The organism is Tamlana sedimenti (assembly GCF_038148895.1).
GTDB lineage: Bacteria > Bacteroidota > Bacteroidia > Flavobacteriales > Flavobacteriaceae > Tamlana.
In genome coordinates, this window is record NZ_JBBVGQ010000004.1 from 26,646 (window position 1) to 44,022 (window position 17,377).

Sequence of the window (17,377 nt, forward strand, 5' to 3'; positions counted from 1 at the left end):
ACTGTTGTGGTTAATTTAAAAAATGAAGAAACTTTTTAGATTTTTATTAAAAACAATACTTCTGGTTTTAATACTTGGAATCTTGTTTGTGCAATATCTAAAAAGTGATTTAAACAACTCTTTTGATAAAGAGCAATTGAATGAATTAAAAGAGGAAATCGAAAAAGCGGAACCTATTTCAACGGAATTTATAAAAGTTTACGAAAGAGTTAATCCTATAACTAATACTAATGGAATTTTATTTGACGAAATAAAGGAAAACTATTATAGAGATTGTCCTTGCCTTAACGCTGCAAGATTAAGCTTTATTAAAGGCAAAAATAGACTAACTGGAAATGAACTTGTCCTAGCTTGGAAATTAGAAAAGGAATTTACTCAAAAACAATGTCTCAGTTTTTATGTAGAAAAACATAATTTTTTGTATAACAATATTGGAATTAATCAAGCCTCTGAATATTATTTTAACAAAAAACTAGCTGAACTGAATTTTGACCAAATGGCAACTTTAACATTAATGATAAAAAATGCGGTTTTGTATAATCCGAAAAGAAAACCAGAAGGAATAAAACAAAAAATTGCGGAATTAAAAAACTAACCACAACAAAGAACTGAGTTAAAAAACAAGTCTTTTTAGCGCAATTTGAACACAAAGTTTTCATTGTAAGGCATTCCACTTTTTGCTATTGCAAATGCTTGTTCTAGTAATTTATTTGCAACCCCAATTAAAGCAAAGTCACACTTAACCACCACCGTAAAATGAAAGGCAAAATTAAATACCAATATGCAACCAAAATGTGGAAACACAATTCACCCGGTGGCTGGTATTTTGTTTCACTGCCCAAAACGTTGTCAAAAGAAATAAGGCACAACCTTAAATGGCAGGAAGAAGGCTGGGGCCGAATGAAAGCATTTGCCCAAATCGGCGAATTGACATGGGAAACTGCCATTTGGTTTGATACAAAAATGGGCACCTATATCCTTCCCATCAAATCAGAAATCAGAAAGAAAACCGACATTAAAATCAATCAGAAGATTGACATGAATATTTGGCTTTAAAAACCCTTGAAATAATTTAAAATAATGAACAGTAAAAAGACAATTACATTTCTGACCATTACTTTTTTGTGGTCATGGACTTTTTGGATAATTGGCCTTGATTATTTAAAAGCCGGAATCTCTCAAGAAACCATTGGCAAATTTTTAAAAGTCTTCTTTGCAGGTGTTTATGGCCCCGCGGTAAGCGCCCTAGTCACCACATTTTTTTATGATGGCTTTAAAGGAACTTTAAGCTTACTAAAGAAGTTATTTGTTTGGAAGACTCCTTTTAAAATTTATACTTTCATCATATTGGCGCCAATCATCTTTGTTTTGCTAGGAATTGCGATTTACAGCATTTTTATTGGCGACATTGGAAATTTTGACAAAATGGCCTTTCTTTCTATACCAACGGTTTTGTGGGCAGGATTATATGCTGGGCCTCTTGGGGAAGAACTCGGCTGGCGAGGTTTTTTATTGCCGGAATTTCAAAAAACATTTTCAAATTTGAGAAGTGCCATTTTTATTGGAATATTTTGGTTCGCTTGGCACAGCCCCCTATTCTGGGCACCATTTGGTACTTTGGTCAGTGGAGCACCCATCTCCTTTTTACCAGTAGCAACCTATTTTTTAATGATAATCTGCCTTTCCATCATGATTACTTGGTTGGTAATTAATTCCAAAGGCAGTGTACTCGTTGCCATTTTATTCCATCTCTCAATTAATGCAGGCATAGCATTACTTTTTTTCCCTGAATTGAATCTGGATTTCAAAAAAGTACATTTATTGTCCAGTATCGGCATGCTAATTTTTACTGGAATATTGATTGCAAAAAATAAATTAGAAACAAAAATCAAAAATATCTAACGATTTGTATTTGCTTCAAACCCTCCCTAAATTGCCAATGTCCTTCTAATCAAAAATTTCAGTAACTTTAACTTGCTTCATTTCAAATCTGAAAATTTCCGGATTTTTCGAAATACGGAATTCTTGTTGACCTTTTATACCATTAGGAAAATTGTCTATCAAAATGGCAGTATTACTATAAAACATTAACACCAACCATAACCCATTAAAAATTATAATATGAAACATACATTAAAATTACCAGGTTTTGTCCTTAGCTTAATGATTTTAGGCTGCACCCAGTTGTATGCACAAATAGGTGTGATGAAATTTCCTGAAGGAAAAGTGCAACATGTTGTACTTGCAGAAGAAATTCAGTGGAAACCATGTCCGCCAAACCTTCCTAGTGGCTGTGAAATGGCCGTTTTGGAAGGCAACCCAAAAGGCAATGACCTGTTTACCGTTCGTTTTAAAGTTGGTGGCAATTTTATTATGCCACCACATACCCACCCCAAAGATGAACGTGTAACTATTTTACAAGGAAAAGCCTATGTAGCCTTTGGCAAGGATGCAACAAAGGAAGAAGCCAAAGCTTTTGGCCCAGGTGATTATTATGTAAATGCCAGAAATGCCATCCATACCGTTTGGGCCGACCCTGAAACGATCATTCAAATTACTGGTATAGGTCCATGGGAAGCCCACTTTATAAAAGAATAGAATTATGAAACAAAAAAACCTCAGCTTAGGAGTTATCATAGGTATAATTACGGGAATAGTCACAGGCATTATCTTAAAAGATGAATCGACATTGGTTATAGTATCGGTGGCCATTATTGTATCAATAATTATAATGGTTGGATTTGTTTTCCTGAGAAAATTAATCAATCTTAAAAAAAAGTAAAAACAGGCAATCTAAACTTTATCAGCTCTAAATAAGGTGTCATCAGAATTTTTAATGCATTTGAACAAAAATGAAAAAAAACTTAATCATTATAATATTGCTATCCGCTATTCTTAGTTGCAAACAAGAACCAACTCAAAATAAAATTGAAAACCAAATGGACAGCCTTCCAGAAGTTAACCCTGTAAAATTGCGCTTTGCAAAAATGGAAGAAGACGCCCTTAAAGAAACATTTAAAGGAATATTTACAGAAGACGGCAAGGAAAACGGATTGTTTAAAATCCAATCAACTGGTGTTTCTACCCTGCCCATTATACAATCTGCCGAAAAATTTTTAAATAGTTTGACAACCGCTCAAAAGGAACGAACAACATTTGATATTGATGATGAAGAATGGCGTAAATGGTGTAATGTAGACAATGGCATCTATCATAGACAAGGTGTTAGCCTCAAGGAAATGACTGAAGAACAAAAAGTGAAAGCTTTTGAATTAATGCAAACTTCATTAAGTGCCAAAGGACTTCAACTGAGCAAGGATATCATGAAAACCGATCAAACGCTCAAAGAACTCAATAATGGTTCACCGGATTATGATGAAGAATTATATTTTTTCACTATTATGGGGCAACCCTCACCTACTGAACCTTGGGGTTGGCAACTGGATGGGCATCATTTAGTAATTAATTATTTTGTTTTGGGCGACCAAGTGGTGATGTCCCCAGTTTTTATGGGTGGGGAACCAATAATTACGACTTCAGGAAAATATAAAGGAAATACCTTGTTTCAAGATGAGCAAAATTTAGGTTTATCATTAATGCAATCCTTAACTAAAGAACAGCAAGTGGAAGCCATTATTTTCGAGTCAAAAATTAGAAATAACAATGTTGCCGAAGCGAACAAAGACAACATAACCCTAAATTATGAAGGCATTTTGGTTTCTAAATTTTCCAAAGAACAAAAACAAAAGTTATTGGATTTGGTTTATCTATACGTCAGCAATATTAGAGAAGGACACGACCAAATAAAAATGGAAGAAGTAATAGCGCATATGGATAATACTTGGTTTTCGTGGGTTGGCGGAACTGATGAAGACGCTGTCTTTTACTATCGAATACATAGCCCGGTTGTACTTATTGAATTTGACCATCAAAGAGTTGTTGGCGTACCGAATGCAGATGATGGAAAACCATCAAGAAACCATATTCATACGGTGGTTAGAACACCTAACGGAAATGACTATGGTAAAGACTTGTTGAGACAACATAAAGAAAAACATCATCATTAAAACCCATAAACATTTGCTTTTAAATCAAACATTTACTTTTAAGATACATACAATAAGTCTTTGCTCTTAACCCGATAAAAGTTATTTGCCCTGTCAAGCTGAAATTTTAACAAAATCCTATAATTTCAATTTTTGCGATGGTATATTTTTTGCTGCTTTAACGTAGAATATTTGTTTAATTTAAAATGTATCTGTTATGAAAACACTTAAAATTATTCCAATTTTTCTTTTGTTTATTTTCAGTTGCGCTGGTCAGGAAAAACAAAATAATGAAACTGCCCTAAAACCAGACGAAAATATTACGGTAAACAAAGAATACGACGAACATGGTAACTTAATAAAATACGATTCCATCTACTCGTACAGTTATTCTTCAAACGGAAAGTTGAATGACAGCATAAAAATGGAATTTCAAAAGCATTTTAAAAACCATTCGTTTTTTAATGATTCGTTTTATGATGATTTTTTTGGTAAAGATTCCTTAACTGGTCAATTTAATTCCGACGATTTTTTCTATAAAGGGTTCATGAACCAAAATGAACAAATAAAGCGGATGATGAAGCGCATGGACTCCATTCAGCAACTGTTTTTTGAACAGCATTCACGACCAATTATTCCTGCTGAACCCGAAAATACCGAGCCTAAAACCAAAAAAACGAATTTTAAACAGATTTAATACAGAGCATAAACAAAGCGTTAAATAAAAATTAAAACCAGCATTATCGCTGGTTTCTTTTTTATATTTGGTTTTAGCTAACGGACTTCATTATGCAAAAAGCCTTAAAATACCTATTTCTATTCGTATTTACTTGTTCTATTTTAAACGCCCAAAAACCTAAAACTCCTTCCTCCTCTGAGATATATGAATCCATTCAAAAACTCAACTTTTTGGGTTCAGTTTTATATGTTGCGGCTCATCCAGACGACGAGAACACACGGCTTATTTCATACCTATCAAATCACGTAAAAGCCAGAACCGCTTATCTTTCCATAACGCGTGGAGATGGTGGACAAAACCTTATTGGTCCAGAAATTAGAGAATTATTGGGTGTTATAAGAACCCAAGAACTATTGGAGGCAAGACGCATTGACGGTGGTGAACAATTTTTTACGCGAGCCAACGATTTTGGTTTTTCGAAACACCCCGACGAAACCTTGTCCATTTGGAACAAAGATGAAGTTTTGAGCGATGTTGTACTTGCCATTCGTAAATTTAAACCAGATATCATCATAAACCGATTTGACCATCGTTCACCAGGAAGTACTCACGGCCATCATACCAGTTCGGCTATGTTAAGTTTTGAGGCATTCGATTTGGCAAACAACAAAACAGCTTTTCCAAATCAACTAAATCAAACTTCCCTGTGGCAACCCAAACGCTTATTTTTCAATACAAGTTGGTGGTTTTATGGAAGCCAAGAAAATTTTGATAAGGCTGACAAAAGCAACATGCTAACTTTTGATATTGGCACCTATTATCCATTAAAAGGCCTATCTAACAACGAGGTCGCAGCCCTGGCACGAAGCAAACATTTAAGTCAAGGTTTTGGTTCGCTAACACAACGTGGCTCCCAAGAAGAATATATCGAATTTTTAAAAGGTGAACCATTGGTAAATAACGAAAACATCTTTGCAGGTATAGAGACCTCATGGAACCGAGTAAAAGGAGGAAAGGCCATTGGCAATATTTTAACTGAAGTTGAAAGAAACTTCAATTTCACCAATCCTTCTGAACACATACCTCAGTTAATTGAAGCTTACAAATTGCTTCAAAATATCGAAGACGAGTATTGGAAAACGCAAAAAATAAAAGAACTAAAATCTGTTATTGAAATGTGCGCTGGCCTGTATTTAGAGGCATCGGCAGAAACCCATATGGCGGCACCTTCAGAAACAGTAAATATAAACATTGAAGCAGTTAACCGAAGCGAAACACCTATAACTTTGGTAAGTTTAACCAATACCGATGGTTTGAATATTTTAAAAAACATTTCCCTTAACAACAACACCAAATTTAGCTTTAAAGAAGCTATTAAAATTAAAGATGATGCTCAGCCCACTTCTCCATATTGGTTAAACAGTAAAGGCACTTTGGGTATGTATAAAGTGGAAAACAAAAGCCTCATTGGTTCGCCTGAAACACCCAGAATTCTAAAATTCGATTTCAATCTGCTCATTGAAAACTATCCTATTACATTCACAAAAAACATCATTCAACGTTATTCAGAACCGGACAAAGGTGAGCTTTACAGTCCGTTTGAAATTATTCCCGAGGCATCGGCAAAAATCACTGAAAAAGTCATCATTCTAAATAGTGATAAACAACATGACATAACTGTTTTGGTAAAAGCTGGTCGCGATAATTTAGAAGGTTCGGTTGAAGTTTGTCACCCAAAAGATTGGAATGTTTACCCGGAAAAGCAAAAAGTGTCCATTGCCCATAAAGGTGAAGAGCAAACCTTGGTTTTCACTTTAATTCCACCTAAAAACCAAAGCGAAGGGTATATCAGTCCTATAGTCCATATTGGCGATAAAGATTACACTAAAGAGCTTATTGAAATTGATTATGAACACGTACCAAACCAAATTGTTTTACTGCCAAGCGAAAGCAAGGTTGTTCGATTGGATATAGAAAAACAAGGTGAAAATATTGCCTATATTCAAGGCGCAGGAGATACGGTTCCCGAGAGTTTGGAACAAATTGGATATCATGTTAGAATTCTAAAACCTGAAGAAATTAATGCAGAAACCCTAAGTTTATTTGATGCCGTAGTTGTTGGAATAAGGGCGTATAATACGGTTGATGAATTAAAATACAAACAACAAATACTTTTTGATTTTGTCGCCAATGGCGGAAACATGATTGTGCAGTACAACACGGGTCGTGGTTTGGTTGCCGACAATCTTGCACCTTACGATTTAAATATTTCGCGCGACAGGGTTACTGATGAAGATGCCGAAGTGCGTTTTATAAACCCTGAACACCCCATTTTAAACTACCCAAATAAAATAACTGAAAAGGACTTTGAAGGTTGGACGCAAGAACGCGGACTTTATTATCCAAATTCTTGGTCCAACGAATTTACGCCCATTCTTTCCATGAACGATAAAAACGAAACGCCAAAAGATGGAAGCTTATTGGTTTCCAAATATGGAAAAGGCCACTACATCTATACTGGATTGAGCTTTTTCAGAGAGTTTCCTGCTGGAGTTTCTGGCGCGTACCGACTGTTCACCAATATGCTTTCTTTGGGTAAAGACGATTTAAAAGAAGAAGCCAAATTAAACGATTAAAATGACCGAGGACAAATCTCCAAAAGCGCATTGGTTAAAATGGTATTCTATCGTTTTAATAGCCAATGCAATTTATTTCATTGTCTTTTACATCATCACCAAATCTTTCTAAAAGATGCAAGTTTTAAGCTGGATTGATTGGACGGTTTTATTGGTAACACTTTTGGTTATTGTGGCATACGGAACGTGGCAAACCCGTGGTAGTAAAAATGTAACGGACTATTTGCGTGGTGGAAACACCTCTAAATGGTGGACCATAGGTTTATCGGTTATGGCAACCCAGGCAAGTGCCATTACCTTTTTATCAACGCCCGGGCAAGCTTTTCATGACGGCATGGGGTTCGTACAATTCTATTTTGGATTGCCCATTGCCATGATTGTTATTTGCATGGTTTTTATTCCGTTGTATTACCGTTTGAAAGTTTACACAGCCTATGAATTTCTGGAAAACCGATTCGATTTAAAAACAAGAACACTAGCCGCTATTTTATTTTTAATTCAGCGCGGATTGGCAGCGGGCATTACCATTTTTGCACCAGCCATCATCTTATCGGTAGTTTTAGGTTGGGATTTGCTCACACTTAATATCATTATCGGTTTATTGGTAATCATCTATACTGTTTCAGGGGGGACACGTGCAGTAAACGTTACCCAAAAACATCAAATGGTGGTCATTTTTATAGGAATGCTTGTCGCTTTTTTCATTATTGTTGACAAACTTCCAGAAGATATCACCTTCACCAAAGCTCTGGAAATTGCAGGAGCCAGTGGAAAAATGGAAGTTTTGGATTTTTCATTCAGCCTTAACAATCGATATACGTTTTGGAGCGGTATTATTGGCGGTACATTTTTAATGCTCTCCTATTTTGGAACCGACCAAAGCCAAGTGCAACGCTATCTTTCTGGGAAATCGGTAAAAGAAATGCAATTGGGGTTAATTTTTAACGGGCTTTTAAAAGTCCCCATGCAGTTTTTCATTTTGTTGGTTGGGATTATGGTTTTTGTTTTTTATCAGTTTAATGAGTCTCCGGTGAATTTTAATCCAACAGCTACCCAAATGGTTTTAAATTCTGAATACGCCCAAGAGTTCAAAACGCTTCAAGCCGAACAAGAACAAATCTTTAACGATAAGCAGAAAATATTAGCATCGTTTCTACATGATGAAAACCCAAAAGCACCCAACTATATTGCCATAGCTAATGAAGCAAACGAAGAACTTAGAAACGAAGCTATTTTGTTCATTGATAAAGCAGCAGAACAACAAGAGATAAAAATAGAAAGCAACGACAAGGACTATGTGTTCATCCATTTCATTTTAAATAATCTTCCTCGCGGATTAATTGGTTTATTACTTGCCGTTATTTTAAGTGCAGCCATGTCAAGTACAGCTAGCGAACTTAATGCACTAGGCTCCACCACTGCTATAGATTTATACAAACGCAACACCAGTGAAAAATCTGAAGAACACATGGTTACGGCCTCCAAATGGTTCACATTTGCTTGGGGAATTATGGCTATTGGGGTTGCTTGCATTGCAGATTTGGCCGAGAATTTAATTCAATTGGTTAACATCATTGGCTCTATTTTTTATGGTAATGTTTTGGGGATTTTCCTGTTGGCATTTTTCTTTAAATTTGTAAAAGGACATGCCGTTTTTGTTAGCGCAATAATTACCCAAGGCATTGTTATAGGCCTCTTTTTCATGAATGAATACGAAGTAATCAACCTACCCTTTTTATGGCTTAATTTTGTAGGCTGTTTTATTGTTATCGTTTTGGCATGCCTACTTCAAACCTTAGTTAAAAATGACAAAATCATCACAACCTAAAAAAATAAAATGGGGTATTATTGGCCTAGGAAGAATTGCCAATAGCTTTGCAACAGACCTTGCTAAAATTCCTGATGCCGAATTATATGCAGTAGCATCACGTTCACAAGAAAAAGCCGAAGCATTTGCAAAAAAACACAATGCCATAAAGGCTTACGATAGCTATGAAGCCTTGGCAAATGACAAAACTATTGATGCAGTTTACGTGGCAACACCGCACGCTTTACATAAAGACAATGCCATAATGTGCTTAAAAAATGGTATTGCCGTTTTAGGCGAAAAACCTTTTGCCATGAACGCCCAAGAAGTTGACGAGATGATTGCCATTGCCAAGGAAAACAACACCCTTTTAATGGAAGCGCTTTGGACATATTTTCTTCCACATTACCAATATGTTTTAGAGGCTTTAAAAAATAATACCTACGGAAAAGTCTTAAAATTGGAGGCTGATTTTGGTTTTTCGCGTCCCTACGATACCAGTACTAGGCTTTTTAACAAAGACCTCGGTGGTGGCAGCCTTTTGGATATTGGCATTTATCCCATTTTTGTTGCCTTATCAACTTTAGGCAGGCCAAACAATATTGAAGCTAGGGCTACCTTTTTTGAAAATGGTGCGGACTCAACGTGTGACATGGTTTTTAAATATGGTAACAATGTTGAAGCACTTTTAAGAAGCACACTTATTGAAGAAACACCAACACAGGCTATTTTTTACTTTGAAAATGCCACGATAAAAATAAATTCCAAATTTCACGAGCCCTCAACCGTTTCAATCATCAAAGATGGAAATGAAGAAGTCAAAGATTTTAATTACTCTACCATTGGCTATAATTTTGAAACGATTCATTTCAATCAACTTTTACGGGATGGTAAAACTGAAAGTGATATTATGACTTTTCATTTCAGCAAACAACTTATTAAAACTTTAGACGAAGTTAGAAGCCTGATTAATTTACAATACTAAACAAGCAAAAAGGGCTCTAAATTTAAATTTTGAGCCCTTTTTTTAATATCTAAATTTTCTAGAAATCTAAAATTCTACAAAGTCTACATCGCTCCCCACTCTTTTAAAGAGTCTTTGTTCATTTTTACGTAATCTGCATTACCAGCAGCTTCCGCTCCAGCCAACGATTTTTTTGCTGTTGCAATAGCAGACTTTTTATCACCCAATTTTGCATAGATTAAAGACTGTTGTCTTAATTGCCAGAAACGAGGTTCTTTAACCATGCTCATAGCTTTTTCCATCCAAGTTTTGGCCTGCTCCAAATTTTTACCTTCTTGTGAATAATAAACGGCTGCCGAGAAATAATCGTTTGCTGTAGGTCCGTTTAATGCAGCATCAATAGATTTCTGAACCAAATCAGCCGTTGGCAACGTAAAAGGAACACCTATATAAGTTTTCTCCCAAATAACATCCAAAGTTGCACCATTATTAGTAATGCTGTTAATATCTAAAGTAAAAGTCTCAACATTAAATGGAACAGGATAAACTGTAGCTGTTGTTTTTGCAGCTACCTTGCTGTCATCCCAATTTCCTGGTGTGCCCCAGTTTTCTGTATCACTATAAAAATAAACTTCCCAAGACTCTTCACCTGGTTTAGTAAAAATAGCATAAGAACCCGCTTTCAATGTTTGGCCATCCACAACAGCATCGGTACTAAAGGTTATTATGGTATTTTTATTGGCACCTGTGCGCCACATTGCTCCAAAAGGCACTAAATCACCAAAAACGGTTCTCCCTTTAACGCTTGGCCGCGAGTATTCCAAAGTAATATCGGTCAATCCTACTTTCTGTTCAAGTTTAGAAAACGGACTTGGTGCAGGGGTTTCAACTTGGGCATTTACCGAATAAACCGTTGTAAAAGCCAATAAAATCAATAGTAATTTTTTCATGTCGTATTATATTTAATATTTTGGTTAAACTTTAGTCATAAATTTACACATCCAAAATTCGTTTATTGTTAACAAAAGCTTAAAATAAGGACATGTATATTTGCAGAAAATGTAAACAATGAAAAAATATTACGCTGAAAGCATTGGAACATTTGCCATGATATTTTGTGGCTGCGGTGCCATGACTATAAACGAAATCACTAATGGTAGTATCTCACACGTTGGCGTAGCAGCCACATGAGGACTCATTGTTATGGCCATGATATTTGCATTTGGCGAAACCCTCTGGCGCACATTTTAATCCTGCGGTAACCATTGGCTTTGCCTTTGCCAAAAAATTTGCATGAAACAAAGTGCCCAAATACATTTTAGCACCCATACTCGGAGCATTGGCAGGTGTGTGCAGCTGTAAACTGGTGAAAGACGACCAGTGCTGTTAATCATTTTACAATATTTTGTTTAACTTATTTTAAAAATAGTTAAACATTTTATATCTTTACCATAAATCAAAAATTATGGCAAAGAAAAAAGCACCCTCCAAAAACGATATCATAACATCTTTCATGGATTATGTTCTAGAGCACGGTGAAAACCCAAAAACGGTTTATGCCTTCGCTAAAGCAAATCAATTTGATGAAGAACAATTTTACGAGCACTTTGCATCTTTTGAGGCTATTGAAAAAGGCATATTTGAAGCATTCTTCACCAATTCCATAGAAGCGCTAAATAAAAATGAAGATTATCAAATTTTTGATGCAAGAAATAAACTCTTAAGCTTTTACTACACCTTCTTTGAAAATTTAACAGCCAACAGAAGTTATGTGAAACATGTTCTAGATACTTACAAAAACAACCTAAAGGGACTCAAAATGCTTTCAGGTTTAAAACATCACTTTACAAAATATATTGGTGAATTGGGCATACAAATGTTAGATATCAAACAAGAGCAATTTGAAAAAATTCAAGAAAGAGCTTTAAAAGAATCGGCATGGCTGCAGCTAATGCTAACCATGAAATTCTGGCTTGAGGACAACTCGGCATCATTTGAAAAAACCGATATTTTCATTGAAAAATCAGTCAATACAACCTTTGATGTTTTAGACATTGCCCCTATTAAAAGTGTTTTGGACTTAGGGAAGTTTTTGTTCAAAGAAAAATTCCAAATGAACTAGAATACATATGAAGACCATTGACAGCATACCGACCTCAAAAATCCAACGCGCCACGAAACTAGTTTCAACGGGCGCCAAGGTTGGAGTAAACTACTTAAAATATTATGGCGACAAACTGGTTAGCACGCAAGAGGAAGCCAAAGAACGCTTGAATAAAAAAAATGCATCCGATATTTATGACGGGCTAAAACAGTTAAAAGGAAGTGCCTTAAAAGTAGCGCAGATGCTCAGCATGGAAAAAAGCATTCTGCCCCAAGCCTACGTTGAAAAATTTTCGTTGGCACAATTTTCAGTTCCACCACTGTCTGCCCCTTTGGTTATAAAAACATTTAAAAAATATTTTGGGAAACACCCAAATGAGCTTTTTGATACTTTCAACGCAACTTCTGTAAATGCTGCCAGTATTGGTCAAGTGCATTTGGCGGAGAAAAATGGGAAAAAACTTGCTGTGAAAATCCAATATCCAGGAGTTGCAGAAAGTATAGCTTCAGATTTGGCCATGGTTAAACCTGTGGCCATGAGCATGTTCAACATTAAAGGAAAAGATTCTGATAAGTACTTTAAAGAGGTTGAAAATAAACTTATTGAAGAAACCAATTACCGCTTAGAGATAAAGCAAAGTAAAGAAATAGGTAAAGCTTGTCAGCATATTTCAAATTTAAAATTTCCGGAATATTACGAGGACCTTTCAACAGAACGCATCATTACCATGGATTTTATGCATGGTGAACACCTTTCTGAATTTACCGCACACAACCAGGATAAAGACAAGGCAAATAAATTGGGGCAAGCGCTTTGGGATTTTTACATGTACCAAATTCATCAGTTAAAAAAGGTGCATGCAGACCCGCATCCCGGTAATTTTTTAGTTTCAAAAGATGGGGAACTTATTGTATTGGATTTTGGTTGCATGAAAACCATTCCTGAAGAGTTTTACATCCCATATTTTGAGCTTGCTAAAAAAGAAAACATTAACAATCGAGACTTTTTTGTTTCCAAACTTTATGAACTTGAAATTTTAAAGAAAGAGGACAGCGCTGAAGAAAAGAAATTTTTCACTGAAATGTTTCATGATATGTTGAGTCTCGTTACGCAACCTTTTCACCGAAGCACTTTCGATTTTTCTGATGCTGGTTTCTTCGGAAAAATAGCCGAACTGGGCGAGCGTTACTCGAAAAACACTGAATTACGAAAAATGAACGGTAACCGAGGTTCCAAACATTTCATTTATATAAACAGAACGTTTTTTGGTCTTTATAACTTAATGTTTGATTTAAAGGCGCAGGATATTAAAATAGACAACTATTTAAGACTATGATGCAATATTTTAACGAAACCGACATACAGAACCTAAGCCACATTTATAAAATCAACTTGATTAACAGTTGTTCGGGCTATAAATCGGCCAATTTAATCGGCAGTATTTCTAAAGATGGCGTTGAAAATGTTGCTGTATTCAGTTCGGTTACACACATAGGTTCCAGTCCTGCTATGTTGGGTTTCTTTCTTCGCCCCACCACCGTGCCAAGAAATACCTATGAAAATTTAAAAGAAACTAGTGTCTATACAATTAATCACATTCATAAAGATATTGCAAGCGAGGCGCACCATACTTCCGCTAAATATGATTTTTTAGTTTCAGAATTTGATGTTACTGACCTTCAACCTGAATATAAATCTGGGTTTTCAGTACCTTTTGTAAAGGATGCTCCAGTCCAAATAGCCATGGAGTATGTTGAAGAATATCACATCAAGGCCAACGATACCATTTTGGTGATAGGCAAAATAGTTGGTCTGTATATAAAAGAAAACTTAATTGAGGATGATGGATTCATCAATCTACCAAAGGCTGAAGTAGCTGCTATAAACGGATTAGATGGCTATGCTATACCCCGAAGCAAAACACGCTTTGGCTACCAAAGACCAAAAACACTAATACAAGACAGATGACAATTTTAGTAACAGGAGCAACCGGCTATATAGGCAAACGCCTTATCCCCTTTTTATTAAATGAGGGACACACCATTGTTTGTGCTGTAAGGGACAGATTAAGAGCAGATAAAAGCTATTTGGATGAGGAAAAAGTTTATGTCATTGAAGCCGATTTTTTAAAACCCGAAACCCTTAAGAATATCCCAAAAGATATTGATGTAGCCTATTACCTGATACATTCCATGTCTAATTCTTCAAAAGATTTTAAATCACTTGAAGAACAATGCGCCTTGAACTTTAAAAATTACATGGAAACCACAAATGCCAAACAGGTTATTTACCTTAGCGGCATTACCAACGAAGATAAACTTTCAAAACATTTACAATCAAGAAAAAACGTTGAAGAAATCTTGGCTTCCAACCGCTATGCCTTAACTATTTTCAAAGCGGGGATTATTGTTGGTTCGGGCAGCTCTTCTTTCGAAATTATAAGAGATTTGGTTGAAAAACTTCCTTTTATGATAGCCCCAAAATGGCTTAACACCAAAACACAACCCATTGCTGTTAGGGATATTTTGTCCTTTTTGCACAAAGCCGCAGGCCATGAGGAATTGTTTAACAAAACTTTTGATGTTTTTGGACCTGAAATCATCACTTATAAAGACATGCTACTTCAGTTCGCAGAGGTCAGGAACTTAAAACGCTATATACTTACCGTTCCAGTAATGACCCCCAAATTATCATCATATTGGTTGTATTTTGTCACCTCAACATCCTACAAATTGGCCACCTCTTTAGTAGATAGCATGGGTGTTCAAATAATTGGCAAACCAAGTGATATCAACAAGATTTTAAAAGTAAAGCCTATCACCTATAAAAAAGCTGTAAAACTCGCTTTCGAAAAAATTGAGCAAAACAGTATAGTTTCTAGTTGGAAAGACTCCATGGTAAGTAGTGGTCGATTAAAAAACAACCTGTACAAATACGTAAATGTTCCCAAATTTGGTTGCTTTAAGGATTATAAAGAACGACGTATTAACGATGCCCAAAAAACCATTGACAAAATTTGGAGCATTGGTGGAAAAACAGGTTGGTACTACGGCACTTTTTTGTGGCGCATAAGAGGTTATTTAGACAAACTTTCTGGAGGTATTGGTCTGCGCCGAGGACGCACAAGTCCAACACATTTGGATGCCGGCGATGCTCTGGATTTTTGGCGCGTGATTTTTGCCGATAAATCACAGCAAAAACTATTGCTTTATGCCGAAATGAGGTTGCCCGGTGAAGCTTGGCTGGAATTTAAAATTGAAGACAACCTACTTAAACAAACCGCCACTTTTAGACCTCGAGGGCTTTGGGGCAGGCTCTATTGGTATAGCGTACTGCCTTTTCACGGGTTTATTTTTTCTGGAATGATAAATAAACTCGTTAAAGTTGAATCTTAAAAAACAAGACTTACCGCAAAAAACATGTCCGGTTTGCAAACGCCCATTTACTTGGCGGAAAAAATGGGAGAAAAACTGGAGCAAAATAATCTATTGTAGTGAACGATGCAGGAGTAACAAATCCAAATTGGTTTAGACTTTATTTATAATGAAAACCCTCAGGCTTATTTTAGGAGACCAATTGAATATAAAACACTCATGGTTTAAAGAGGTTGACAACGATGTGACTCACTGTCTCTTTGAGATGCGTCAGGAAACCAACTATGTAAAACACCACATTCAAAAGGTAATCGGTTTTTTTGCGGCCATGCGTCAGTTTTCAGCAGATTTGACAAATAAAAACCATCATGTTATCTATTATAGAATCAATCACCCTAAAAACAAACAGAGCTTAACCGAAAATCTTTCGGAAATAATAAAAACCCAAAACATTCAAACTTTTGAGTATATCTATCCTGACGAATATCGTTTAGAGAAACAGCTGAGCGATTTCTGCAAAACTTTAGCCATTCCATCAAAAGTTGTTTCTTCCGAACACTTTTACACCCAGCGAGATGACCTGAAACAGTTCTTCAAAGGGAAAAAGCAATATCTCATGGAGAATTTTTACCGAGATATGCGTAAAAAACATGACATTTTAATGGTTGGTAATCAACCTGAAGGCGGCAAATGGAATTTCGACAAAAGCAACAGAAACAAATGGAACGAAGATGTTCAAATTCCGCTTTACAAATATTTTAAAAATGATGCTACTAAAGTTTTAGAAGATATAAAAAAGGCAACTATTGAAACCATTGGAACATTCAAGCAAAAAACATTTGCTTACCCCATAACTAGAATTCAAGCACTGGAACAACTAAAATATTTTTGTGAACATCTACTCACACATTTCGGTGATTATCAAGATGCCATGCATACCAAAGAAACATACTTATTTCATTCCAGGTTGTCCTTCGCCATGAACCTAAAACTTATTTCTCCAAAAGACGTGGTAAACACAGTTTTAAACTACTACAGAAAACACGGCGCTGAAATACATATCTCCCAAGTTGAAGGTTTCATCAGGCAAATTATAGGCTGGCGCGAATATATGCGTGGCATGTATTGGGCACTAATGCCTGAATTTAAAAATCTGAATGAGTTGAATAATTATAATAAACTTCCTGATTTCTTTTGGACAGGAAACACAAAAATGAATTGCTTAAAACATGCCATTAAAAATTCTTTGGAAAATGGATATGCGCACCACATTCAACGCTTAATGATAACCGGCAACTACGCCCTTTTAACCCAAATACATCCTGATGAAGTAGACAACTGGTATTTGGGCATTTATTTAGATGCCATTGAGTGGGTACAAATCACAAACACACGAGGGATGAGCCAGTTTGCCGATGGAGGGCTTATTGCAACCAAACCTTACGTGTCATCAAGTTCATACATCAATAAAATGAGCAATTATTGCGATGATTGTTTTTACAACAAGAACAAAAAAGTTGAACATGACGCCTGCCCGTTTAACAGCCTATACTGGAATTTCCTTGATGAGAAGCGAGAGCAATTAGGCAATAATTTTAGAATGGGCATGATGTATAGCTTGTTAGATAAAATGGATAAACAACAACTGCAAAACATCAAAGAAAAAGCGCAACATATTATTTCTCACCAAGACCTGTATTAGTTTTTTTTATTTAATCATAGAAACTTTTGTTTAACTTTTAAATTAAATAGTTAAACATTTTGTAT

At 35.8% G+C, this 17,377-nt stretch carries 17 protein-coding genes; 16 read left to right on the forward strand and 1 reads right to left on the reverse strand.

Annotated features, from left to right (window positions below; translation table 11 throughout):
• The first annotated feature begins 22 nt into the window (after positions 1-22).
• The 9 genes from WJN01_RS10410 (at position 23) to WJN01_RS10450 (ending at position 10,153) form a co-directional block, all read left to right on the forward strand.
• Positions 23-595, forward strand: coding sequence for a transglycosylase domain-containing protein (locus WJN01_RS10410; RefSeq protein ID WP_445197099.1), 573 nt, complete (start codon positions 23-25; stop codon positions 593-595).
• Between the two features lie 161 nt (positions 596-756).
• On the forward strand, positions 757-1,056 hold the full coding sequence (locus WJN01_RS10415; RefSeq protein ID WP_445197100.1) for a DUF1905 domain-containing protein: 300 nt from the start codon (positions 757-759) through the stop codon (positions 1,054-1,056).
• A 24-nt stretch (positions 1,057-1,080) separates the two neighbouring features.
• Positions 1,081-1,902, forward strand: coding sequence for a CPBP family intramembrane glutamic endopeptidase (locus tag WJN01_RS10420; protein WP_445197101.1), 822 nt, complete (start codon positions 1,081-1,083; stop codon positions 1,900-1,902).
• A 219-nt stretch (positions 1,903-2,121) separates the two neighbouring features.
• On the forward strand, positions 2,122-2,598 hold the full coding sequence (locus WJN01_RS10425; RefSeq protein ID WP_445197102.1) for a cupin domain-containing protein: 477 nt from the start codon (positions 2,122-2,124) through the stop codon (positions 2,596-2,598).
• A 254-nt stretch (positions 2,599-2,852) separates the two neighbouring features.
• Positions 2,853-4,067 (forward strand): DUF3500 domain-containing protein, encoded by a 1,215-nt coding sequence (locus tag WJN01_RS10430; protein WP_445197103.1) that lies wholly within the window; start codon positions 2,853-2,855, stop codon positions 4,065-4,067.
• 196 nt (positions 4,068-4,263) lie between these two features.
• The gene (locus WJN01_RS10435; RefSeq protein ID WP_445197104.1) at positions 4,264-4,743 is read left to right on the forward strand and encodes a hypothetical protein; all 480 of its coding nucleotides are present in this window, start codon (positions 4,264-4,266) and stop codon (positions 4,741-4,743) included.
• 92 nt (positions 4,744-4,835) lie between these two features.
• Positions 4,836-7,361: a PIG-L family deacetylase gene (locus WJN01_RS10440; RefSeq protein WP_445197105.1), complete on the forward strand. Its 2,526-nt coding sequence runs from the start codon at positions 4,836-4,838 to the stop codon at positions 7,359-7,361.
• A 115-nt stretch (positions 7,362-7,476) separates the two neighbouring features.
• A complete protein-coding gene (locus tag WJN01_RS10445; RefSeq protein WP_445197106.1) occupies positions 7,477-9,189 on the forward strand; it encodes a sodium:solute symporter family protein in 1,713 nt (570 codons plus the stop codon).
• On the forward strand, positions 9,167-10,153 hold the full coding sequence (locus tag WJN01_RS10450; protein WP_445197107.1) for a Gfo/Idh/MocA family protein: 987 nt from the start codon (positions 9,167-9,169) through the stop codon (positions 10,151-10,153). The genes WJN01_RS10445 and WJN01_RS10450 overlap by 23 nt, the downstream gene beginning before the upstream one ends.
• Before the next feature lie 83 nt (positions 10,154-10,236).
• Here WJN01_RS10450 and WJN01_RS10455 read toward each other — a convergent pair whose 3' ends face one another.
• Positions 10,237-11,082 (reverse strand): DUF2911 domain-containing protein, encoded by an 846-nt coding sequence (locus tag WJN01_RS10455; protein ID WP_445197108.1) that lies wholly within the window; start codon positions 11,080-11,082, stop codon positions 10,237-10,239.
• Positions 11,083-11,200: 118 nt separating this feature from the next.
• Here WJN01_RS10455 and WJN01_RS10460 point away from each other — a divergent pair, with 118 nt between their 5' ends.
• The 7 genes from WJN01_RS10460 to WJN01_RS10490 all read left to right on the forward strand — a co-directional run bounded on the left by WJN01_RS10460 (position 11,201) and on the right by WJN01_RS10490 (position 17,312).
• Complete coding sequence (locus tag WJN01_RS10460; protein WP_445197109.1) at positions 11,201-11,323, forward strand: hypothetical protein; 123 nt, start codon at positions 11,201-11,203, stop codon at positions 11,321-11,323.
• A gap of 274 nt (positions 11,324-11,597) precedes the next feature.
• Positions 11,598-12,254, forward strand: a complete 657-nt coding sequence (locus tag WJN01_RS10465; protein WP_445197110.1) for a TetR/AcrR family transcriptional regulator — start codon at positions 11,598-11,600, stop codon at positions 12,252-12,254.
• 7 nt (positions 12,255-12,261) lie between these two features.
• On the forward strand, positions 12,262-13,572 hold the full coding sequence (locus WJN01_RS10470) for an ABC1 kinase family protein (RefSeq protein ID WP_445197111.1): 1,311 nt from the start codon (positions 12,262-12,264) through the stop codon (positions 13,570-13,572).
• Positions 13,572-14,204: a flavin reductase family protein gene (locus tag WJN01_RS10475; RefSeq protein WP_445197475.1), complete on the forward strand. Its 633-nt coding sequence runs from the start codon at positions 13,572-13,574 to the stop codon at positions 14,202-14,204. The genes WJN01_RS10470 and WJN01_RS10475 overlap by 1 nt, the downstream gene beginning before the upstream one ends.
• Entirely contained in the window at positions 14,201-15,631 is a 1,431-nt protein-coding gene (locus WJN01_RS10480) for an SDR family oxidoreductase (protein WP_445197112.1), read from the forward strand. The genes WJN01_RS10475 and WJN01_RS10480 overlap by 4 nt, the downstream gene beginning before the upstream one ends.
• The gene (locus WJN01_RS10485) at positions 15,621-15,767 is read left to right on the forward strand and encodes a DUF2256 domain-containing protein (protein WP_445197113.1); all 147 of its coding nucleotides are present in this window, start codon (positions 15,621-15,623) and stop codon (positions 15,765-15,767) included. The genes WJN01_RS10480 and WJN01_RS10485 overlap by 11 nt, the downstream gene beginning before the upstream one ends.
• Before the next feature lie 12 nt (positions 15,768-15,779).
• Positions 15,780-17,312, forward strand: coding sequence for a cryptochrome/photolyase family protein (locus WJN01_RS10490; RefSeq protein WP_445197114.1), 1,533 nt, complete (start codon positions 15,780-15,782; stop codon positions 17,310-17,312).
• Positions 17,313-17,377 lie beyond the last annotated feature (65 nt).